This window comes from Paractinoplanes aksuensis (genome assembly GCF_024137025.1).
Classification (GTDB): Bacteria; Actinomycetota; Actinomycetes; order Mycobacteriales; family Micromonosporaceae; genus Actinoplanes; species Actinoplanes aksuensis.
The window spans coordinates 245,693-267,392 of record NZ_JAMYJR010000026.1 but is presented as its reverse complement, the minus strand read 5'-3'; the positions used below and the strand labels follow the sequence as shown (position 1 = coordinate 267,392).

Annotated in this window: 19 protein-coding genes; 12 read left to right on the top strand and 7 right to left on the bottom strand. The window is 69.6% G+C overall.

The window, feature by feature from the left end; all coding sequences use genetic code 11:
• Positions 1-5 precede the first annotated feature (5 nt).
• Positions 6-1,352: a DedA family protein gene (locus M1L60_RS23685; protein WP_253239670.1), complete on the bottom strand. Its 1,347-nt coding sequence runs from the start codon at positions 1,350-1,352 to the stop codon at positions 6-8.
• Between the two features lie 253 nt (positions 1,353-1,605).
• Between M1L60_RS23685 and M1L60_RS23680 the strand changes: the two genes are divergently transcribed.
• The 3 genes from M1L60_RS23680 to M1L60_RS23670 all read left to right on the top strand — a co-directional run bounded on the left by M1L60_RS23680 (position 1,606) and on the right by M1L60_RS23670 (position 4,003).
• Positions 1,606-1,989 carry a hypothetical protein gene (locus tag M1L60_RS23680; protein ID WP_253239669.1) on the top strand — a complete coding sequence of 128 codons (384 nt, stop codon included), beginning with the start codon at positions 1,606-1,608 and terminating at the stop codon, positions 1,987-1,989.
• Between the two features lie 294 nt (positions 1,990-2,283).
• A complete protein-coding gene (locus M1L60_RS23675) occupies positions 2,284-2,868 on the top strand; it encodes a copper resistance CopC family protein (RefSeq protein WP_253239668.1) in 585 nt (194 codons plus the stop codon).
• A gap of 1 nt (position 2,869) precedes the next feature.
• Positions 2,870-4,003 carry a Gfo/Idh/MocA family protein gene (locus M1L60_RS23670; RefSeq protein WP_253239667.1) on the top strand — a complete coding sequence of 378 codons (1,134 nt, stop codon included), beginning with the start codon at positions 2,870-2,872 and terminating at the stop codon, positions 4,001-4,003.
• Here the strand turns inward: M1L60_RS23670 and M1L60_RS23665 are convergent.
• The gene (locus M1L60_RS23665; protein WP_253239666.1) at positions 3,987-4,430 is read right to left on the bottom strand and encodes an SRPBCC family protein; all 444 of its coding nucleotides are present in this window, start codon (positions 4,428-4,430) and stop codon (positions 3,987-3,989) included. The two genes, M1L60_RS23670 and M1L60_RS23665, sit on opposite strands and share 17 nt — an antisense overlap.
• A gap of 104 nt (positions 4,431-4,534) precedes the next feature.
• Here M1L60_RS23665 and M1L60_RS23660 point away from each other — a divergent pair, with 104 nt between their 5' ends.
• Positions 4,535-5,317, top strand: a complete 783-nt coding sequence (locus tag M1L60_RS23660) for a polysaccharide lyase family 7 protein (RefSeq protein WP_253239665.1) — start codon at positions 4,535-4,537, stop codon at positions 5,315-5,317.
• Positions 5,318-5,373: 56 nt separating this feature from the next.
• On the opposite strand, the gene M1L60_RS23655 is transcribed toward M1L60_RS23660, so the two are convergent.
• Positions 5,374-5,610, bottom strand: a complete 237-nt coding sequence (locus tag M1L60_RS23655; protein ID WP_308208532.1) for a diguanylate cyclase domain-containing protein — start codon at positions 5,608-5,610, stop codon at positions 5,374-5,376.
• Positions 5,611-5,641: 31 nt separating this feature from the next.
• Positions 5,642-6,190 carry a TetR/AcrR family transcriptional regulator gene (locus M1L60_RS23650; protein ID WP_253239663.1) on the bottom strand — a complete coding sequence of 183 codons (549 nt, stop codon included), beginning with the start codon at positions 6,188-6,190 and terminating at the stop codon, positions 5,642-5,644.
• Between the two features lie 61 nt (positions 6,191-6,251).
• Here M1L60_RS23650 and M1L60_RS23645 point away from each other — a divergent pair, with 61 nt between their 5' ends.
• The 3 genes from M1L60_RS23645 to M1L60_RS23635 are packed head-to-tail and all read left to right on the top strand — an operon-like array spanning position 6,252 to position 11,607.
• Positions 6,252-7,988: an ABC transporter ATP-binding protein gene (locus tag M1L60_RS23645; protein WP_253239662.1), complete on the top strand. Its 1,737-nt coding sequence runs from the start codon at positions 6,252-6,254 to the stop codon at positions 7,986-7,988.
• A 60-nt stretch (positions 7,989-8,048) separates the two neighbouring features.
• On the top strand, positions 8,049-10,805 hold the full coding sequence (locus M1L60_RS23640; protein WP_253239661.1) for an FtsX-like permease family protein: 2,757 nt from the start codon (positions 8,049-8,051) through the stop codon (positions 10,803-10,805).
• On the top strand, positions 10,795-11,607 hold the full coding sequence (locus tag M1L60_RS23635; protein WP_253239660.1) for an ABC transporter ATP-binding protein: 813 nt from the start codon (positions 10,795-10,797) through the stop codon (positions 11,605-11,607). Before M1L60_RS23640 ends, M1L60_RS23635 begins: the two co-directional genes overlap by 11 nt.
• On the opposite strand, the gene M1L60_RS23630 is transcribed toward M1L60_RS23635, so the two are convergent.
• A complete protein-coding gene (locus tag M1L60_RS23630) occupies positions 11,604-12,617 on the bottom strand; it encodes a glycosyltransferase family 2 protein (protein ID WP_308208531.1) in 1,014 nt (337 codons plus the stop codon). The genes M1L60_RS23635 and M1L60_RS23630 overlap by 4 nt on opposite strands.
• 130 nt (positions 12,618-12,747) lie before the next feature.
• Here M1L60_RS23630 and M1L60_RS23625 point away from each other — a divergent pair, with 130 nt between their 5' ends.
• On the top strand, positions 12,748-12,987 hold the full coding sequence (locus tag M1L60_RS23625) for a hypothetical protein (RefSeq protein WP_253239659.1): 240 nt from the start codon (positions 12,748-12,750) through the stop codon (positions 12,985-12,987).
• On the opposite strand, the gene M1L60_RS23620 is transcribed toward M1L60_RS23625, so the two are convergent.
• Positions 12,988-14,586, bottom strand: coding sequence for a chitinase (locus tag M1L60_RS23620; RefSeq protein ID WP_253239658.1), 1,599 nt, complete (start codon positions 14,584-14,586; stop codon positions 12,988-12,990).
• Between the two features lie 207 nt (positions 14,587-14,793).
• Between M1L60_RS23620 and M1L60_RS23615 the strand changes: the two genes are divergently transcribed.
• The 4 genes from M1L60_RS23615 to M1L60_RS23600 all read left to right on the top strand — a co-directional run bounded on the left by M1L60_RS23615 (position 14,794) and on the right by M1L60_RS23600 (position 20,525).
• A complete protein-coding gene (locus M1L60_RS23615) occupies positions 14,794-17,811 on the top strand; it encodes an EAL domain-containing protein (RefSeq protein WP_253239657.1) in 3,018 nt (1,005 codons plus the stop codon).
• A 157-nt stretch (positions 17,812-17,968) separates the two neighbouring features.
• A complete protein-coding gene (locus tag M1L60_RS23610) occupies positions 17,969-19,318 on the top strand; it encodes a plasmid pRiA4b ORF-3 family protein (RefSeq protein WP_253239656.1) in 1,350 nt (449 codons plus the stop codon).
• Positions 19,319-19,473: 155 nt separating this feature from the next.
• Positions 19,474-20,331, top strand: a complete 858-nt coding sequence (locus M1L60_RS23605; RefSeq protein ID WP_256516915.1) for a helix-turn-helix domain-containing protein — start codon at positions 19,474-19,476, stop codon at positions 20,329-20,331.
• Complete coding sequence (locus tag M1L60_RS23600; RefSeq protein WP_438862148.1) at positions 20,328-20,525, top strand: DUF397 domain-containing protein; 198 nt, start codon at positions 20,328-20,330, stop codon at positions 20,523-20,525. The genes M1L60_RS23605 and M1L60_RS23600 overlap by 4 nt, the downstream gene beginning before the upstream one ends.
• A gap of 619 nt (positions 20,526-21,144) precedes the next feature.
• Here the strand turns inward: M1L60_RS23600 and M1L60_RS23595 are convergent.
• Entirely contained in the window at positions 21,145-21,654 is a 510-nt protein-coding gene (locus M1L60_RS23595) for a DUF6933 domain-containing protein (protein WP_253239654.1), read from the bottom strand.
• Positions 21,655-21,700: the final 46 nt, after the last annotated feature.

Sequence of the window (21,700 nt, the reverse complement as noted above, 5' to 3'; positions counted from 1 at the left end):
TCAGCCTATGGCACGGGTTCGAGCACCCGGGACTCCTGCCGCCGCGACGACCAGACGGCCGCGTTGAACACGGCCCAGGCCACGCCGAGCAGCAGCGCGGCGATCGTCGAGCTCAGGCTGGCCCAGCCCAGATAGACCCAGGAGCCGGCACAGACCGTGAGAACGGCGGCCGCCACCGTGCCCACGGCGACTCGGCGCGGCCAGGTCAGGCGGCGGGTCAGCAGCCAGGTGAGCAGGCCGGCCACCGCCGCCAGCATGGCGACCTGCCCCGAGGCCAGGGCGGCCAGGGCCGGACCGGCGTCGCCCAGCGCCGCGCCGGCGCCCCGCACGACCAGGGGCATCGGACCGTCGTACTCGAAAGCGGACGGGAAAAGCACCTCGGGCCGGCTCTGCCAGGAGGGCGGGGAGATCACGGCCAGCACGAGCACGAGGACGGCCATGGGGGCCAGCGGGGCGAGGCCGTCGAGCAGCCGCGCGCGGCGCCACCAGGCATGGGCCAGCGCGACCACAGCGGTCACCCCGAGCAGCACCTCGGGGTTGACCGAGGTCGCCAGCTCCACCGCGACGAGGTACCCGTCGGACGTCCACTGGCCGCGCGCCCACTCGGTGACCGCGTCGTCGGCCGCCGAGAGTCCGCTGAGCTTGACGATCAGCGGGGTCACGGCGACGAGGAACGTCGCCAGCAGCACCAGGGCACCGAGGCTGACGAGCACCCGCGGCAGCGGGCCGTCGAACTTCAGCGGGGTCCACGGCAGCGGCCGGGGTGGGTGCCCGCCCAGCCAGCGGCCGGCCAGCACGAGGACGACCAGCAGCGCGGTCAGCACGGCCAGGGCGCCGCCGGCCCGGCCGGCCCGGGCCGCCAGCACGTCGTACGAGGCGCCGGCCAGATAGCTGCCCAGCACCAGCCACAACGCCCAGCCCACCGCGGCCGGGCTGTGCCAGGTCGCGAACCGCCGGTACGGCACCCCGTTCATCCCGGCCAGGCGGGGCACCAGCGTCCGCGCGCCGACCACCCACTGTCCGAAGAAGACGGCCCGCCCGCCGTGCTTGTCGAAGATGCGCTCGGCCCGCTGCCAGTGCCGCTCCTTGACCCACTGCGCCCGCGGTCCCCGGCGGCGACCGGCGAAGTATCCGCCCGTGCCCCCGAGGACCGCCGCCCCCGTTGCGACCAGCACGGCGGGGCCGATGCCCACCACCCCCTCGTTGGCGAGCAGGCCCAGCGCGACGAGCGCGGTCGCCGACGGCAGCACCAGCCCGGCGAGCAGCGCCGCCTCGGCGGCCACCAGCGCAGCGACGACGACCAGCACCAGTCCCGCGGGCAGGGCCCCGATCAGATCGCCGACTGTCTGCACGCAGGCAGCCTATGGACCCGCGGGCCTCAGGCGGATCGGTGGAATACCCCTAAGAGCCGGGGCGGCACAGAGCCCCCGGAAATTCCTTATCCCGATTCCGTGGTACCGAAACGTCTTATTCCCCATCCTCTTTTCGGCTATCGATCATACGGGTTACCCGGCGTGTTGAATGGCGGGTCGCGGTGCCCCGGGATGCTTTCCTGATCATGCAACACGGAATTAGCGAGAATCCCACCGGAAAGGAACCATGGATATGAACAAGGTGACGCGAATCCTGACCACGGCCGGCCTCGGCCTGCTGGCCGGCGTGGCTTTCGGGACCGGTCCGGTCCAGGCCGCCGACACCGCGGCTCCGAGCGCGGCCAAGTCCCAGACCGGGGCCACGCAGGCCGACCGGTTCCGGGACCGCGACGCGGTGGTCGGCTACTACCGCTCCTACCGGGCCTGTGACCTGGCTGGACGCATCGGCGAGCGGTTCGGCCGCTGGGACGACTACGACTGCGACTTCCAGCGGCGCGGCTTCCACCGCGGCCAGTTCGCCCTCGAGGTCGAGCGCAACTGGGGCTGGGGCCGGCCGGGCCACCACCGCTTCGACGACCGTGGCGACCACAACCGCGGCCCTCACCGTCGCGGGTAATCATTCCCGGCAATATCCGGAATTCGCATCGGGCGGCGTCGACCGACACGCCGGATCAGCATTCATTTCTTGAGTACAAGATAATTCGTGAAGGAGCCGCCGTACGCCCCAGCCACCGATCACAACCCCACAGGTCCCCGCTGCGGCCGGGCGCGTCACGCGCCCGGCCGCAGTGCGTCCCGGGAACTTCGGCCGGTCGGACAACGACCAACCAGGATCACATCCGAAGCCGCGTCGCGTCCGTAGAACTACGATGACGCCACGAACGCCCGCCAGGGAAGGACCCGCTCACCCATGGACCAACGCCTGATCCGCCCGCTCGTCGCGCTGGCCGCGATGCTGGCCGTGCTGCTGCCCGGTGCCCCGGCGTTCGCCCACAACGCGCTGGCCCAGGCCACACCGGCCAAGGGCGCGACAGTCACCAAGGCCCCGACCAGCGTCAAGCTGAAGTTCCTGCAGAAGCTGAACCCCGACAAGACCACGATCACGGTCACCGGCGCGGGCGCGGTCGAGGCGTCGGAGCCCGAGGTCGACGGGGCCACCGGCACGATCACCTTCGAGCCGCTGGCCAACGGCGCCTACACGGTCGCGTACCAGGTCGCTTCCAAGGACGGTCACACCGTCAAGGGCTCGTACAAGTTCACGGTGGCCGACCCGTCGGCCACGGCCGAGCCCACCACGGCCGCGACCACACCGGCTGCCGACGAGTCACTGGTCGCCGTTCCCCCGCCCGCCAGCAGCGCTGCCGCCACCACCGAGCTGGCCTCCGATCAGGACGACTCCGGCGGTAGCGGCCTGCTCATCACGCTGATCGTGGCCGCCCTGGCGGTTATCGCGCTCGGCATCTTCCTGGTCACCCGTCGCCGCAAGACGACCTGACATGGCCGCCCTCGGGGTCGCCGTCGTCGGCTTCGGCTGGATGGGGCGGGTGCACACCCAGGCGTACGCCCGGGTGCCGCACCACTACCCGGCCGCGCCCCCGGTCCGACTGATCTCGGTGGCCGACGACGTGCCGGGCCGGGCCGCCGAGGCCGCCGGGCGCTACGGCTTCGCCGATTCGACCGCCGACTGGCGTGACCTGGTCGGCGACCCGCGGGTGCAGGCGGTCAGCATCACCGCGCCCAACTTCCTGCACCGAGCGATGGGCAGCGCGTTCGCCGCGGCCGGCCAGCACATCTGGATCGAGAAGCCGGTCGGGCTGACCGCGGACGACGCGCGCGCGATCGCCGGCGCCGGGCAGGTCACCGTGGGCTTCAACTACCGCAACGCGCCGGCCGTCGAGAAGGCCCGGGCGATCATCGCGGAGGGCGGGATCGGCGCGGTCACCCACGCCCGGTTCCGGTTCCTGAGCGACTACGCGGCTCACCCCGAGGGCGCGTTGAGCTGGCGGTTCGAGCGGGCCCGGGGCGGTAACGGGGTGCTCGGCGACCTGGGCGCGCACGGCGTCGACCTGATCCGCTACCTGCTCGGCGAGATCGGCGCGCTGGTCGCCGACACCGCGATCTTCATCCCCGAGCGGCCCCGGCCGACCGCCGCCACCGCCGGTCACGAGCGGGGCAGCGGGGCGCCGGGCCCGGTCGAGAACGACGACTGGTTCGGCAGCCTGCTCCGGATGACCTCGGGGGCCCGGGTCACGCTCGACTGCAGCCGGGTCGCCGTGGGCGAGCAGAACAGTTACGGCTTCGAGATCCACGGCACCCAGGGCGCGCTGTTATGGGACTTCCGCCGGATGGGCGAGCTCGGGGTCAGCGCCGGGTCGTCCTATCAGGACGAACCCGTACGCACGCAGTACGTCGGCCCGCACGACGGCGACTTCGGGGCGTTCCAGCCCGGCGCCGGCACCCCGATGGGCTACGACGATCTCAAGGTCATCGAGGCCGCGCGCTTTCTGCGATCGGTGGCCGACGACCAGGCGTACGGGGCGACCCTGGCCGACGCCATCCGGGCCGCCGAGGCCCTGGACGCGATGGAGCAGTCCGCCGCCTCGGGCCGCTGGATCACGCTCGACCGCTGAACCGGCGGCCCAGCTCGGCCAGGCGCGCCTGCTGGACCGAACCGGCCTGCCGGCGGACGAACGAGCGCAGCAGCGCGGGCGAGCTGACCTCGATCGTCTCGGTGAGCGCCGTGCCCGGGCCCGCCGGCGCCAGGTCGATCGTCGCGCTGAGGCGGACGCCGCCCGGGCTGACCACCCGGCTGACCAGGCGGCGATCGGGGTCGAAACCGGTGAGCGTGACCCGGATCGGGTTGTCCCAGTGCAGCGGGCCCAACCGGAAGCGCTCGACAGCGACGTACGTGGTCTCGTCGTTACGGGGCCGGATGTCGCGGACGGCTACGACCAGCGGGGACAGGCCGACGTAGCTCTGCGGATCGATCAGATGGGCGTAGATCACCGGCGGCGCGGCGGCGAGCTGGACGGTGTCGCTGAACCGGTCGGTCGGCATGGCTCAGGATCGTACGGCTTGAATCAACTCTTGACCGGACATCGAAGACAGTCTCTACTGTTAAGCCTCTTGCCAATTCCCCCACCGGCAGACGAGGTATCCCCATGAGAAAGCGCACGCTGCTCGCCGCCGCCCTGTCCACGGCCGTGGTGGCCGGGCTCGGCGTCCTCGGCGTCACGAACGCCAACGCCGCCGCCCTCAACCCGAACGTCGCCCCCGGCGGCAACTTCAACCTCTCGGTCTGGTCGCTGCAGCTGCCCATCGGCTCCCCCGGCGCGCCCCAGACCATCCAGCCGGCCCAGCTCAAAGGGGCCACCGGGTACTCCAATCCGGCGTACTTCTGGACCGACAAGAACGACGGCTCGATGACCTTCTGGGCGCCGGAGAAGGGCGTGACCACGCCGAACTCCAAGTACGCCCGGTCCGAACTGCGCGAGATGAACGCCAACGGCTCGGCCGCCAACTGGGCCCTGGCCGGCAACCACACGCTCAGCGCCGACCTGCGGATCGTCTCGGTGACCAAGAACGTCGCCGTCGGCCAGGTCAAGCTGGGCACCGGCGGGCCGTCGACCAAGCCGCTGCTCGAGCTCTACTACCGGGCCAACGGCGACATCTACCTGGGCCAGCAGCGCAGCCCGACCGACGGGCAGACGCTGCACAAGCTGGGCAACGTAGCACTGGGCCAGCGCTGGACGTACGCGATCAACGTGCGCGGCAACGCGGCCAGCGTGACGATCAACGGCAGCCGCACGAACTACACGATCCCGTCGTCGTTCAACCCGTACAAGCAGTACTTCAAGGCCGGGTCGTACAACCAGTCGTCCTCGGAGAGCACCTCGAACGGCGCCAAGGTGAAGTTCTACGCCCTTACCGTGAGCCACGCGTAGGTACCTGAGCCGGACTGCTTGGCCCGGTACATCGCCTCGTCGGCCTGGGCCAGCAGTCACCGGTGGTCCAGGTCCGGGCCGGCGGCGACACCGATGCCGGCCCGGACCGGGCTGCCGTCGGCAGTGCGCAGGTCACCCAGCCGTCGCTGCAGGCGGTCGGCCACCGTACGCGCGTTGTCGAGATCGGTCTGCGGCAGCAGCACCACGAACTCGTCGCCGGCCAGACGGCAGGGCGTAACCGATGGAGGCGAGATCGGACGCCGAGGCCCGCGGACACGCCGGAAATACCTCACCGCGCCCAGATCGGCTCGGCCGGCCCGGACTTCAGCCTTGTGGCGGGCGTAGCGCGTTCGACAGCGTGCGGGTCAGCAGGTCGAGCACGTGGTGGCGGGACGCGTCCTGCCGCTGGGCGCGGTATTCCCAGGCCGCGTAGAGCTGACTCCAGAGCAACGCGAGCACCCAGTCCGAGGGCAGCGCCGGGTCGATCGAACCGTCGGCGTGGCCACGCTCGATGACGCCGATGAGCGAGTGCTCGTCCTGCGACTCCCAGCACTCGCCGCCCTGGTCGCTGAACATCAACGACAGCAGCGAGCCGAGGTCGAAGTACTCCCGGCACAACCGCAGCAGCGCCTCGGCCCCGGAGCCCCGGTCGAGGTCGGCCAGGATCGCCGCCCGCCCGAGCCGCTCGCCCCCCTCGGCCGCGACGGCCGAGAGCAGGTCGGCCCGCTCACCGAAATAGCGGTGCAGCGTCGTGCGCCCGACCTGCGCCGCGGCGGCGATGTCGCCCAGCGAGCAGGCCGGGTTGCCGGCCAGCAGGTCGATCGCGGCATCGATGATCGCCTGCCGCGTGCGGTTCTTCACTCCGGAGGTCACGGGCTTACATTACTGGAATTGGCATTGCCCGTGATGGAACAATTGTGTTCCACTACGAACCATGCAGATTCTGCTGCGCCTTCTTCGCCCGCACTGGCCGGTCCTCACGCTCGGGCTCGTGCTCGGCCTGATCTCCAACGCCGCCAACCTCGCCGCCCCGCTCGCCACCAAGCGCATCATCGACACGCTCGGCACCGGCGACGCCCTGACCGGCCCGATCACCCTGCTGCTGGTGCTGGTGGCGATCGGCGCGGTCATCGGCCTGTGGCAGTGGATCCTGATGGGCACCCTGGCCGAGCAGGTCGTCCTCGACGCACGGCTGTCGGTCATCCAGCGCTACTTCCGGGCCCGCCTGGCCGAACTGACCGGCCGCCCCACCGGCGAACTGGTCACCCGCGTCACCGCCGACCCCGGCCTGCTGCACCAGGCCTCGTCCAGCATCGTCGGGCTGATCAACGCCTCGCTCGCCTTCATCGCCACCCTGGTGCTGATGGGCACACTCGACATCGTGCTGCTGCTGTGCACCCTGGCCGCGGTCGCGATCGTCGGCGCCGTCATGGCCGTGCTGCTGCCCACGATCAGCAAGAGCCAGAAACTCGCCCAGGACGCGGTGGGCGAACTCGGCGGCGGCCTCGAAGGCACGCTGCGGGCCATGCGCACGGTGAAAGCGAGCCGCGCCGAAGACCGCCAGAGCACCCGCATCGAGGCCGACGCCCGCCGCGCCGCCATGTACAACGTGCGTGCCGCCCGCCGCGCGGCCTGGGTCTGGACGGTCTCGTGGAGCGGCGTCTCCCTGGCCATCATCGCCGTGCTGGGCGTGGGCGCCTGGCGCGCCGACGCCGGCCTGCTCGAGGTCAGCAGCCTCATCGCATTCCTGCTGTACGCGTTCCAGCTGATGGGCCCGATCGGCGAACTGACCCAGAACGTGACCGCCCTGCAGTCCGGCATCGCCGCCGCCCGCCGCATCAGCGAGGTCTACGCGATGACCCCCGAGACCTCCGACCCGCGCCCCGGCGACCCGGTCCCCGACGCACCTGTTCTTCAGGTGCGGGACGTGACGTTGCGCTACCAGGAGGACGCACGGCCGGCCCTGAACGGCGTGACGCTGACCATCCCGTCCCGCGGGCACACGGCCATCGTCGGCCCGTCCGGCGCCGGCAAGACGTCACTGTTCTCGCTGCTGCTGCGCTTCCTCGACCCACAGACAGGCGACATCTACCTGCACGGCCGGCCCTACCGAGACCTGACCCACGACGAGATCAGAACCGCATTGGCGTACGTCGAGCAGGAGGCTCCCGTCGTGCCGGGCACCATCCGCGACAACCTCCTGTTCAGCCACCCCGACGCGACCGAGACCGAACTGCACGCCGTACTGGAAAGGGTGCACTTGACCGAGAAGGTGGCGTCGCTGCCCGAGGGCCTGGACACGCAACTCTCCGGCGCCGAACTCTCGGGCGGCGAACGACAGCGGATCGCCCTGGCGCGGGCCCTGGTCCGCACCCCCGCGGTGCTACTGCTCGACGAGGCGACGGCCCAGGTCGACGCCCTGACCGAGGCGGCTCTGCAGAATTCCGTACGCGAAAGAGCCGCCGCAGCCGCCGTCGTGACCATCGCCCACCGCCTGTCCACAGTGGTCGAGGCCGACCGCATCATCGTCCTCGACAAGGGCGAGGTCCGAGCCATCGGCACCCACGAGTCCCTCCTCGAATCCGACGACCTCTACCGAGGCCTGATCGAAGCCCTACGAATCGCCGTCCCGACCGGTCAGGCGGTTTTACCGCACGGGGCCGCGGTGTAAGGCCTGGTTGGGATAGCTTCTTCGACGTAGGCCCTGCGGGGTGATAGCCGAAGGAGGACCATGCGCGACCGGCTTGCCCTGGCTGCGGTTTTTGGTGGGGTGCGGCAGCGGGCGTGGTCGGTGCTCATCGTCACCGCGTTTCTCGTTTTGGGGGCGGCCGGTGCGGCCGGGCCGATGTTCGCCGAGGCGTCGGACAACGCGGCCTTTCAGGTGCGGCGTGATCAGATTCCGGCGTCGGCGCGGCAGAACGATGCGGCTGTGGTGCGGGTTTCGTCCGATGTCGGGCCGCGCAGCATCGACCAAGAGCCGATCATGGCGGACATCCGTGGGGTGCCGGGGCTCGAGGAGCCCGACCTCACCGGGCAGTCCGTCGGGGCCGAGGTGGCCTCTCCTCAGTACTGGGGCTTCACTGTCAGCGCGGGCGGCCGGCAGGAACGCGCGCGGTTCTTCGCTGTGCAGGACCCGGTGGTCGAGTTGGTCGCGTCGACGCCCGGCGGCAATGAGGGGCTTTGGTTGCCGGAGCCGGTAGCCGGCGAACTCGGCGTGCGGGCCGGGGACAAGATCGGGCTGACGCTGCGTCAGGGCACTCAGGGCGAGCCGCGCACCGCGCAGACGACAGTGGCCGGCGTCTACCGCGTCGACGCCGGCGGGCGGCTTCCGGCCGATGTCCCGGGCAGCCGCAAGTGGGCGCTGCGCCGTGGGGACACCCCGCCCGACACCGAGTACGAGACCCTCCCGGCGTACCTGCTGGTCGGTGACCTGCCGACCGTGGAAGGGCTGGCGCAGTCGGTCGACGATCCGCTCTTCTGGTCGGTCGAGGCGGCTCTCACGCCTGGCTCGACCCTGGCCGAGGCGCGGCGCACGGCCGGCGACATCGAGTTGCTGCGCCGCCAGTACGCCAGTGCGCAGCCCGATCAGGTCGACGATCCGCTGGCGCTGCGGTTCGCGACCGGCATCAGCCGAATCGTGGCCACGGCCCAGGTCACGACCGAGGCCGTACGCCAACGGACCCGTCCCGTGGAGTGGGCCGCCGTCAGCATCGGGCTGGCGTCGGTGCTGGCCGTCGCGCTGTTGTCGGCCCGGCGCCGCGAGCGCGAGTTGCGCCACGCCGCCGCCGTGGGCCTCTCACCCGTCCGCGTGGGTGGGTTGTGGCTGCTCGAACATCTGCTGCCGGCCGTGCTCGGGGCGGCTCTCGGGTGGCTGGTGGCGTGGCAACTCGTGGCTCGGCTCGGGCCGCCGGGGGCGGTCGAGGAGTCACTCGCCCCGGCCGCGCGGTCCGGGGCCGCGGCCGTGCTGGCCGGTCTCGTGGCAGTAGTGGTGGTCGGTGCCCTCGCCGCTTCCCGGCGCGTACGACCGGCGCCCCCGGCCACGATGCGCCGGGCCCTGCCCTGGGGCGCCATGGTGGTGATCGCCGCCCTGGTCGCCGCGGGCGGGCTGGTCAGCGCGGGCGGCCCGGCCGGTGGGGTCGACCTGCTGGTGCCGCTGCTCGTGCTGGCCGCGGCCGGGGTGATCGCGGGCTGGCTGCCGGGGCGGCTGGCCGGGGCCGGGACGCACCTGCCGGGCTCCCCCGCGCGGGCCGTGTGGTGGCTGGCCCGGCGGCGACTGGGCTCGGGCGGCGCGGAACGCCGGCTCACCGTCGTGGTGGTGACGGCCGGTCTCGGCATGCTGCTGTTCGCGCTGTCGGCCGTGCACTCCACCGAGATCTCGGCCGACGACCGGGTGGCCGTAGCGGCCGGGGCGGAGGGTGTCGGCGTACTGGAAGGATCTTGGCAGTTGGACGAGGCGGCGCCCCCGGTGCCGAAGGATGATCCGCTCAACCCGCCCCCGGAAGGGCCCGTGCCCGGCGTACGCATGCCGCCGCTGCCCGCCGGGAGCACGGTCGTGTGGCGGACCGACGTACGGACGCTGCTCGACGACGACCAGAAAGATCTGCTGCTCATCGACCCGGCGCGCTTCGCCGACATCGCGTTGTGGGGGCACGGGGCCGACCTCGCCGCGGCCCGCGCGGCCGTGGCCGACCTGGCCGCCAAGCCGGTGAACGACAGTGGCCGGCCCCGCGTGATCACCGTCGCCGACCCGGTGTCGGAGGGTGAGGACATCATTCGGATGATGCTCGGCTTCAGCGACCAGTACTTCGACGTCGCCGGGCATGTGCGCGCGTTCCCGGGCCAGCGCGGACGCCCGATGTACGTGGCCGCGGCCGACCCGACACTGGCCGAGCTCGGCGTCGACGACCCCCGCCTGCGGCCGCGCAACCAGTTCCCCAACCAGATCTTTCCGCAGGTGTTCCTGTGGAGCTCGGGCGGCGCCGACGGTGTGCAGGCCGCGGTCGCGCCGCACGAGGACGCCCGGCTCGAGCGGGTCGAGACCGCCGGCGCCCTGCGTCAGGACTCGGCGTACGTCGCGTCGAGCCGGGCCCGCGGTTACCAGCTCGCCATCGCCGGTTACCTGGCGTTGCTGGCAATTCTCACGCTCTGCATCTATGCCCAGCGCACGGCTGCGCTGCGTCGCCCGGCCGACCTGATGCTGGCCCGCATCGGCCTGGGCCGGCGCCGGGTCGGGCGAGCCCGGGCGGTCGAGTTCGTCCTGCTCGCCACGGTCGCCTTCGTCGCCGCTGTGGCCGGGGTCCGCGCTCTGGCTCCGCTCGGCGCGCGCCTGCTCGACGACCAGCCCGCCCTGCTCCCGCGGTTGCTGTTCACCCTGTCCCCGACCGCGCTGGCCGTCACGGCCGGCGCCGCCGTCCTGGCCACGCTGCTCGCCGTGCTGGTCACCCGGGATCGCACGTCGTCCGAGGAGGCGGCCTACCGTGACGAATGAGCCCCTGCTCGAGGGCCGCGAACTGCTTCAGTTGTACGCCGCCCGCACCGGCCCGACGCAGGCCTTGCGCGGCGTCGACGTGACAGTGACGGGCGGCCGGGTCAGTGCGATCACCGGCCCGTCCGGCAGCGGCAAATCCACCCTGCTGTCAGTGCTCGCCCTGCGCGAACGCCCGGCCGGCGGCGAGCTGCGCCACCGCGGCCGCCTGGTCTCGTCGCTCACCCGGCGCGAGCTGCAACACCTGCGCCGCACCGAGATCGGCTGGGTCGCCCAGCGCCCGTCGCACAGCCTGTTCCCCCAGCTCGACGCCCGGGGCCAGATCACGCAGATGGCCCAATTGCGGGGCGTACGGGTCGACGCCGACGCCGCACTGGCCGAGGTGGAACTGACGTCGCGGGCCGAGGCGCGGCCCTTTGCTCTGTCCGGCGGCGAGCAGCAGCGCCTGGCCGTGGCCGCGGCCGGGGTCGGCGCGCCCGCCCTGCTGATCGCCGACGAACCCACGGCCGAACTCGACGACACGTCCGCCGCCCTGGTGTTGCGGCTGCTCCGGGCGCGGGCCGCGGAGGGCAGCGCGGTCGTCATGGCCACCCACGACGCGCGGGCCATCGACTCGTCGGACACCGTGCTCCGGCTGCGGCACGGCGTGCTCTCGGGTGAACACGGCTCGGGCGAGACCCGTACGGCAACCATCGACGGACTCGGCCGGGTACAACTCCCCGAGGAAGCGCTACCGCTGTTCCCGGGCGGCCGGGTCGTCGTCACCGTCGTCGACGGGCACGTCGAGCTGCACGTGCCTGATTAGGCGATGGGCTCGCGCTCCCGGCCGAGTTCGACCGCGTCGATGTCGACGCTGATCGGGCCGCCGGACATCGGATGCGCGGTCCGCGCGGACGCGGTGTCGAAGGCCACGAGGTAGGCCGGACGGCCCTGGCTGGCGGCGTAGATGCGGCCCACGTACTCGCCGAGCAGCCCGAGGCAGACCAGTTGCACGCCGCCGAGCAGCAGCACCGCGATGTAGAGCGACGTCCAGCCGGGCACGGTCGCGCCGGAACCCCAGGCCACCAGCCCGGTCACGATCAGCACGACGCAGAGCAGGAAACTCAGCAGGCCGAGCCAGGTCGCGATCTTCAACGGCGAGGCCGAGAACCCGGTGATGCTGTCGAAGGTCAACCGGATCATGCGGCTGAGCGGGTATTTCGTCTCGCCCGCAACCCTTTCCTCGCGCACGTAGCTGACCTCGGTGCTCGAGAAGCCGAGCGACGGCACCACGAGCCGGTACACCGGGCGCGGCTCGGGCAGGTCGTTGAGTACGTCGACCACCGCGCGACTCATCAGGCGGAAGTCACCGGCCTGGTCGCTGACCCACGGCCCGACCAGGCGGCGCATCATCCAGTAGTAGACACCGGCGGTGTTGCGCTTGAAGACGGTGTCGGTGCTGCGGTCGCTGCGCACGCCGTACACGACGTCGACCTGCTCGGACCGCGCCGCGGCCAGCATCTCGCCGATCGTCTCGGGCGGGTCCTGCAGGTCGGCGTCGATGCTCACCACGTACTCGCCGCGCGCGGCCTTGAGGCCGGCCCGCAGAGCCGTCTGGTGACCGACGTTGCGACGCAGGGCGACTACGCGCAGTTGCGGCCAGTCGACCCGCAGCTGCATCAGACGGGACACGGTGGCGTCGCTGCTGCCGTCGTCAACGGCGATGACCTCGTACGGCTCCCCCAGCCCATCGAGGGCGGGCCGCAGCCGAGCGACGAAGTGGTCGACCGCCTCGCGCTCATTGAACATCGGCGTCACCACCGACAAAGTCACCACGTGGCGCACTCTCCTTCAGCGTGACGGTCCGACGGCCAGCAAGGATAGCTGTGCTTTGTGACCACGGTGTGGCCACCTTGTGCGACGGCCTTTTGTTGACTTCATCCGGCGATTGCCGAACTTATCCGGCGTGATCAAACCCCGGCTCCTGCTCGTGTTGGCCGCAGCCGCCCTCGCCGGCGCATGCTCCTCCTCCCCTAAGACGGAGCAGCCCGCCCTCTCGTTGGCAGTGACTTCACACACGTGCGACGTCACCATCCCCGGAGCCGAAGCACAGGGTCACTTCTGCACCATCACCATCACTGTCCGCAACACCACCACGGCCGCGGTCCACCTGCAGGAGTCCGGCAACACGATCCAGCTCGGCTGATCAGTTTGTTGCGGGTTCGCCGGGGACGTTGAACAGGGGCTTCCAGGGGTCGTCGGCGTCGATGGGGAACTCGGTGGACGGCGTTTCGTCCTTGGTGGTCCACTTTGCCTCGTAGGGGAGGCCGTCGAACAGGACGCGGTTGCCTCGGCGGTAGACGGTGCCGGGCGTCCAGACCTTGGTCACGCCGGTCACCGCGGGGGTGGGCCGCGGCGCCTTCTCGACCGGGCTGACCGGGCCGATCACCGACCACGCGGCCTGCGTGCCGGCCGCGGGGGCGGCCGACGGGTCGGTGCCCGAGTTGGCCCACTTGGCCTCGTAGACGACGCCGCGCCACACGACCTTGTAGCCGCCGGTGTACATCGCGGTCTGGCGCCAGATCGGGTATGGGCTGGTCTTCGGGTCGTCGACCGTGGCCGCGCGGTCGGGGATCTCCACCGAGTCGTCGGGACCGCTGCCCGGGGCCTTGCCGGGCAGGCCCGCGAAGACCTTCGAGAACGCCAGCGCTTCCTGGTCGACGCCGCTGCACGTGTTGGAGTGCACGACCACGTTGGCGAACGTGCCCCGGCAGGCGGCGTCGCGGTTGAGCGACCACATCGAGACCCGGCCCAGGCCGTTGTCGACGGCGAACCGGGCCAGGCCCTCGGCGTCGGCCAGGGTGAAGCGCTCGGAGTCGATGTCGTTCTGGCCGATCATCGGGGTGGCGCCGATCCGCGACCACACCTGCGGCGACGTCAGCTTCTGGCCGAGCCGCAGGTACAGGTCCGTGAGCTGCTTGTGGGTGCCGTTGAGGGCACTGGTGCTAAGGGCCAGCATGTCCGGGCGGGCGTCGCCGTTGTTGAAGTCCATGGTCATGACGTTCACGCCGCGCAGATTCACGCCTCCTTCGAGCATGCCGCGGACAACCCCGACCCCGCTGTCGGTCAGGCCGGTCGGCGCGACGGGCAGCGTGAGCCACACCGTGAGCGGTTTGCCGGCCTTCTGCCGTTCCTTCTGCACGGTGGCGACCGCGGTGACCCGGCGCTCGAGCGACGCCTGGTCGGCCACGGCCGTTCCCTCGATGTCGAGGTCGAGCGTCTTCACGTCGTACCTTTTGACCAATTGGCGGTACGCCGCGGTGAGCTTGGCCTGGTCCGTGCAGGCCACTGCCAACTCGGAGTTGTTGAGGCCGCCCAGACTCAGCGTGATGTCGCCGCCGGCCTGTCGCAGCTGGTTGATCCGCCGGTCGAGTTCAAGTGACGACGCCGCCTCACCGAGCGTGTAGGCGCCGCCCCAACTCGGGGCGCACGGGCTCTCGGGGTCGGCGACGACGAACCCGAGGGCCACGTCGTTGGCCGGGTTCGCCTCGGGGTCCTGGAACTGGAACGTCGGGGTCAGCGTGACGTCGACGTAGGGCACGGCCCACGACTTGGCGGTCGGCCCGGCCGTGTTGAGCAGGTGTTTCACCTCGTACGTGCCGCCCGCCCCGACCAGGCCGAGCACCACCACGAGAAGGATGAGCCTCGTCCACGAGAGCCTTTTGCGGGGTTGTTCCGGTTCCTGCCAGTCAGGATCAGCGAGCGGATCGTATTCCGGGCGCACGGCAGCGGCGCGGTCGGACATCAAAGGCCTTTCGTCGTACGAGTCGCCACACGCTGGCCCATGCCGGCCCTCCTTGGCGATCGGGCGAACGGGGGACGACCGGGGGGTCACAGGCCCGGCGCTTCCAATCTGGATCTAGGAGCGCCAAATCGTGATCACGCCACGACAATTCCGCCGGGCACCGCTGTGCGGTGCGGCCGTAATCCGTACCGAAAGGCTCCAAAACGCATGCCACGCACACCGGCGGACCACCGCAAGCGGGACGCCCAGCGCCAATGGGGGGCCGACCGGCGGACGGAACCCCACCCGATCGTGCCGCCTCCGGTCTCCGAAGGCAGGATCACCCGCGGCCGCCTGGCAATCGTGGTGACCATCACGGTGTGGGCGTGCTACATCACATACACGATCATCCAGCAGTTCATCGCGGGTGAGGCGTACAGCGTGCGGCTCAAGATCGAGGCGATCGTCTACATGCTGGTCGTCACCGGCCTGGCCGCATCGGCGACCGCCTATCTGATCACACGGATCGGCTATTTCTATCGGGCCCGCGGCCATCAGCGCGCGCCGCGCATCATGCTCGACGAGTTCATCGGCGGGAGGACGCCGTCCCTGACCGTTCTGGTGCCGTCGTATCAGGAAGACGAGCGGACGAACCGCACTACTTTGCTGTCGGCCGCGCTGCAGGAATACCCCGGCCTGCGGGTGACATTGCTGATCGACGATCCGCGGGCGCCGAAGACGCGGGCCGCGCGGGACATGCTTCTCGCCGCCCGCGCGCTGCCCGGGCAGATCGAAGCCGAACTGAAAATGCCGTTCCACCGGGTGTCGAACGCGTACGCGCATTTCGACCAGCAGGTGCGCATGCGCGGCGGCTACCTGGTCGTGCTCGAGGACATGCGCCGGCTCGCCGACGAATACCGTTTCGCCTCCGACTGGCTGTACGACCTGGGCGCGCGCCAGGAAATCGTCGACCACACGGACACGTTCTTCGTCGAGCACATCCTGCAACCGCTCGCCGTCGAACTGGGCCAGATCTCGGGCGCGCTCAACAAGGGCGCCGACGAACAGGTCACGCTTCCGGTGGCCCGGATGAACCAGCTGCACCGCCGTCTGCTCGGTATTTTCGACGCGCAGGTCACGAGCTTCGAACGCAAGAAGTACGTGTCGTTGTCGCACGAGCCGAACAAGGCGATGAACCTGAACAGCTACATGGGGCTCATGGGAGGCGCCTATCAGGAAGTGAGTACGCCGCTCGGCACCGCACTCGTGACGGCCGGCCCCAACCGGGCCGATCTCGTCGTACCGAACCCGGATTACGTTCTGACCCTCGACGCGGACAGCGTGCTGCTTCCCGAGTACGCGCTACGACTCGTCCATCTGCTCGAGCAGGGCGCCTATGCCCAGTACGCGGTGGCCCAGACCCCGTACAGCTCGTATCCCGGTTCGGCCACCCGCATCGAACGCATTTCCGGTGCCACGACCGACATCCAATACATCGTGCACCAGGGCATGACGCACTACGGCGCGACGTTCTGGGTCGGCGCCAACGCCGTGCTGCGGAAGAAGGCCCTGGACGAGATCTGCGAGGTCTCGTACGAGGGTGACTGGGAGATCAAGCGCTACATCCAGGACCGTACGGTCATCGAGGACACCGAATCGACCATCGACCTCGGCGTGCGGGGCTGGCTGCTGCACAACTACCCGGAACGGCTCGCCTACAGCGCGACCCCGCCCGACTTCGGCTCGCTGTGCATTCAGCGGCAGCGCTGGGCCAACGGCGGGCTGCTCATTCTGAGCCGGCTCAAGGACCAGTTCCGGGCCAAGACGAAGCGTGAGGACAAGAACCGCTTCGGCGAGTACTTCCTGCGGGTCAACTACATGGCCTCCATTTTCTGGAGCTCCGTGTGCCTGGTCGTCATGCTGGCCTACCCGTTCAACAGCCGCCTGCTCAACCCGATCCTGCTGCTCATCTCGGTGCCGTACTTCTTCATGATGGCGGCCGACCTGAAGCACCTCGGCTACAAGCGGTCGGACATGCTCAGAATTTACGGCTTCAACCTGATCCTGTTGCCGGTCAACCTGTCGGGCAGCATCGCCTCACTGCTGCAACTGCTGACCGGGGAGAAGAGCGCCTTCAAACGTACGCCGAAGGTCCGCAACCGGACGACGGCCGCGACCAGCTACCTGATCCTGCCGCTGGCGCTGATCGCGCTCTGCGTCTACACGGTGTGGGTCGACATTGAACACCACCTCTGGAACAACCTGGTTTTCGCGGCGCTGAACCTGGCGCTCTCGCTGTACGCGATGATCGCCTTCGTCGGCCTCGGCAATACCATCGTCGACCTGTTTACCCACCTGCGCGACTGGCTGATCCGCCCGGTGACGCCGCGCGGATCGAAACGGCCGCGCAAGAAGAAGAAGAAGAAGAAGGCCGTCGCCGCCCCCGCTCCGGCTGCAGTGGGCGACTGGGCCCAGGTGCTGCACTACCGGCACGAGCACGGCGCGACCGCGGGCCAGACGACCGTACGGCTGCAACGCACTTCCACGGGCGACTGGAAATCCACGCCTTCGGCGCCCGGGTCGCAGGCGCACTCGTTCGAGGAATTCAGTTTCTTCACCGTCTTCCAGCCCATCTACAACATGCTCACGGGCCACGTGGCCGGCTACGAAGCCCTGACCCGCTTCGCCGACGGCAGCAACCCACGCGAGGCTCTGCGCTCGGCCGCGGATCGGGGCGTGCACATCGCCTTGGACGCCGCCCTGGTGCAGGCCGCAATCGCGTCGGCCGTGTCCCTGCCCAATGGAACGTGGCTGTCCATCAACGTTTCCCCGCACCTGCTGCACCGCCCGCACGACCTGGCTCCCCTGCTGGCCGAATCGCGCCGCCCGCTGGTGCTCGAGGTCGGCGAAACAACTGACATGCCCCAGTTCGGCGTGCCGATCGCCGTCGACGACAAAGGCGCCGGCTACGAAACCCTCTCGGTCATCGAATCCCTGCGCCCAGCATTCTTGAAGCTGGGCCTCGATTCCCTGCAAGGCATCGAACACGAGACGGCGCGCCAGGCCGCGATCCGCGCACTGGTCCAGTTCGCCGAACAACACAACTGCACGGTGATCGCCGAAGGCATCGAAACCGCCGCCCAACGCGACGCCCTAGTAGCCTGCGGAGTCCCCTTCGGTCAGGGCTTCCACCTGGGCAAACCAGTCCCGGTGGAAAGAGTCCTGACCGGCGTCGGCGGCTGGTGACCCGATCGGGTGAACGCGGAGGTCACCGGTCCAGAATGGTGCGATGACCGCTCGAAACCGCAGGCCCGGACGTCCCGCGCGAAGCGCCAACCTCACCGTCGTGCCCGCCGAGGATCAAACGTGCGACTGCCCTGACTGCCAGAGCGATCCGGCGCAGATGCTGACCGAACTCATCGACGGCGCCGCCACCACGCTGGCCGAGGCCGAAGACCCGTTGGACGCCGAACTGGCCGGTGCTCTCTTCGGGGCGCTGGCCCGGTCAGTCGATGACCTCCTTCCGACTATCGAGGCCCACGGGTCTGCCGGAGCGCTGGCGCTGCTCGGTGCGATCGGTGCAGTCGGTGACAACGAGCAGGCCTGGGCCGCCGCCCGGCGCTTGGCCGACAGGGGAATTGCCGAGCCGGCCTGGTTGGGCGACCTGAGGAAACCACTCACTGCAGGCCCGTTCACCCGGATGTACGACACCGAGGACACGATGTCCGTGCTGATCGGCGTTTTCGAGCGCGCGGGTCGCGGACACGCGCTGGTGATCGCGGTCGATCACGAGAACTGCGGTGAGGCCGACCAGATCTTTTTGCTCGACGAGGAAGAACTCCCGACCCTGGTCGCGGGCATGCACCGAACAGCCCGGGCCGACCGGGTCACCATCAAGACCCAGAAGCTCGGCGCACCGGAATTCCGCTGGTACGCCGAGCAGGCGCTCGAGATCCGCGCCGACCACGGCGAGGACGATGAGCCCGACGACGACGAAGGCCCCGGCTACCTTCCGCTCGCTGTCCTGACTCGCAGCCGGCTGGCGGGCCTCGCACCAGCCCGTCAACCGCGCGGCGCGGTCGCGTCTACCCACGCCGACGACCCCACCCCGCTGGACGTCATGCAGCAGTTCGCCGCGGTGATCGGCCGCTCCGCCCCACGGCCGCCGAAGCTGCCGGCCAAGAGGAAGAAATCGAACGGCCCGGCACCGGCGTACCAGATCAAAGTCAGCCTGTCGGGTGCGAAACCGCCGATCTGGCGCCGCCTGCAGGTCCGCGGCGACATCACCCTCGACCGGCTGCACCACGTCCTGCTCACGGCCTTCGGCTGGGACGGAAGCCACCTGCACGTCTTCGACACGGCCTACGGCCAGTTCGGCCGAGCCGACCGTGAGCTGGGGTACCGCTCGGACGGCCCGGTGACTTTGGAACAGGTCGCCCGCGAGGAGAAAAGCAAACTCTGCTACACGTACGACTTCGGCGACAACTGGGAACACGAGATCCTGATCGAGAAGGTGACACCCGCCGACCCCACCGCCGACTATCCGCTGTGCACCGCCGGCCGGCGCGCGGCCCCGCCCGACGACTGCGGTGGCATCTGGGGCTATCAGGAACTGATCGAGATCCTCGCCGATCCCACCCACGAAGAACACCGTGACCGGCTGGAATGGCTGGGCCTGACCGACGCAAGCCAGTTCAACCCGGCCACCTTCAACCCCGACCAGGTCAACCAGCACCTGAGAAGCCCGCGGTGAACTGACGCCGCCCCTCTCCGTACGTCCCTCAAACCGGAGTACCAGGCCCCGAAAGTGCGACTCGCATTCCGGCGAGCTGCACCAACCCGACCCCGGTATTGTCATGCGCCTAGTAGGCGAGAGACTATAAGGCGACGAAGGATGGAGATGAGCCGATGCCACCGCGTAAGACACCCACAGTCAGGCGACGCCGTCTGGCCGCGGACCTGCTCGCGCTACGCACCAGCTCGGGCCTCACCCGCGAGCACGTGTCCGAACGCACCGGCATCTCCGAGGGCGCCCTCTTCAAACTCGAGAAGGGCCTGACCCGGCCGCAGCGCCGAACCCTCCGCTCACTGCTCGACCTCTACGGCGTGCAGGACCAGGTCCGGCGCGACGAGATGGAGGCCGTCCTCCGCCACTCCGACGAGATCGGCTGGCTGCAGCACTACGAGGGCGACCTCACCGCGGCCTACAAGACGCTCATCAGCTTCGAGGCCGAAGCGACTCGGGAGTCGGTCTTCGAGCTGGCCTTCATCCCCGGCCTTCTCCAGACCGAGCGCTACGCCCGGACGATCATCGACGCCTTGCTGCCCGAAGCCGAGAACGACATTCTCCAGCAGCACGTCGAAGTGCGGATGAAACGCCAAGAGTCGAATCCGGCCATCTGGGCGATCCTCGACGAAGGCGTACTCCGCCGTGGCGTCGGCGGCAACGACATCATGCTGGAACAGTTCGAACATCTCCTGGCCGCGGTCGGCCGGCCGTCAGTCACGCTCCAAGTCATGCCCTTCAGCGCGGGCGCCCACTTCGGCATGCCGGGCAGCTTCGTCATCCTGGAATTCGCCGACCCCGACCCAGCGATCGTCTGCACCGAGAATCCCGGCGGCAGCCTGCTCCTGGAGCGCGAGATCGAAGTCGCCCGCTACCGGAACAACTTCCAACGGTTGGCCGCACAAGCGCTGAGCCCGGCCGACACCATCCGAAAGATCAAGGAAGCGGCAGAGGCCGCAGAAAAGGAAGTGAAACGGTGATTGATCTACCCGGCGCACGTTGGCACAAGAGCACCCGCAGCGGCACAGAGAACTGCGTCGAGGTGGCCGAGAACTTGGACGGCATCGTCGCCGTCCGAGACACGAAGTCCCGCAACAGCGGCACGCTGATCTTCACCGACGCCGAATGGCAAGCCTTCGTCAGCGGCGTCAAGAACGGCGAGTTCGACCTGTAACGAACACAAAGGTCCGGCCCTCACACAGGGGGCCGGGCCCACAGCATTGAAAGCGAGGATCGAGATAGCGGGAGCCCGCTAGCCTGTCGATAAACATCGACGGAATGAGCGTGCAGGATTTACGTGGGACCCTGAAGCCGCAGCTCGCGATGGGGTCGGTTATCAACGGAAGGACTGACGTGCTCGGTGACTGTGGGCGGTGCCGACGATGACCGCCTCTATCGGAGTTTGGGCGCAGGGCGACCCGAGCGGTGAGTCGGTGCTCTACCGGTGGGAAGCCGACCAGCAGACCGGCTATGTGACCTCGAGGCACCGACCCGGCGAATCCGCCCGGCCGACGACAGCGGTCAGACGATCGGGGATCTGTTGTTCGATCCCGCCGTAGGCGAGCCGTCAGGCGCGACCGCCGGCGTGAACCAGCGGCTGTTCAACCAGGTGGTCGTCGCGATCATGCGCGCCTACCGCCGGACGGGAACGACTCCATCCACCGCCCACGCGTATTACTACTGAGCAGCTCAATTCATGGCGTCATGAAGCCGAGTGTCCGGTATCCGGGCATAACGCGTTGCAGTGAGGCGGCAAGGACAGGCTCTCTCGCCTGCTTCGAATGGCGATCGCTTCAAGAGTCCGGGCGCTGGATGAGTTGCAGAAACGCTTCGAGTTCATGGTCCGGCCGGACATGGCGGCGGTAGAGCGGGCTGCACGGTGTCTCCGCCAGTTTCCGGCCCAGCTCGGCCAGGCTTCTGCTGGGGTCGGAGTGCCGATAGACGTCGGCGAGGTAGGCGAACTCGCTCATGATCCCGACGACGCTGCGGTTCGTGGTGGGACCGAACCGGCAGTCACGCATCTGACTCAACTCGGTGTCGATGACAGTAGCCGGCGCTTGGTGGATGGCCAGGGCAGCGGCAATCTCCAGTCCGATACGGGCCGGCGCGGTGGCACCAGGTGCCAGCGGCATCACCACTGGCAGCAGGGTCTGCTCGTTGACCAGCAGGATCAATTGCTGAGGCCGCCACGGCAGCAGGGTCGCGTACCAGTCGCTGAGCAGGGTGGTCGACAGTTCACCGTCGTGCGGGGTCGCCGCCCCGAGCCGGTGGCGTAGCTTCTTGGTGGCGCGGACGATCAACACGAGATCAATCGTGCCCCGACGCGCTGCAGGACTGGGGCCGGCCCCC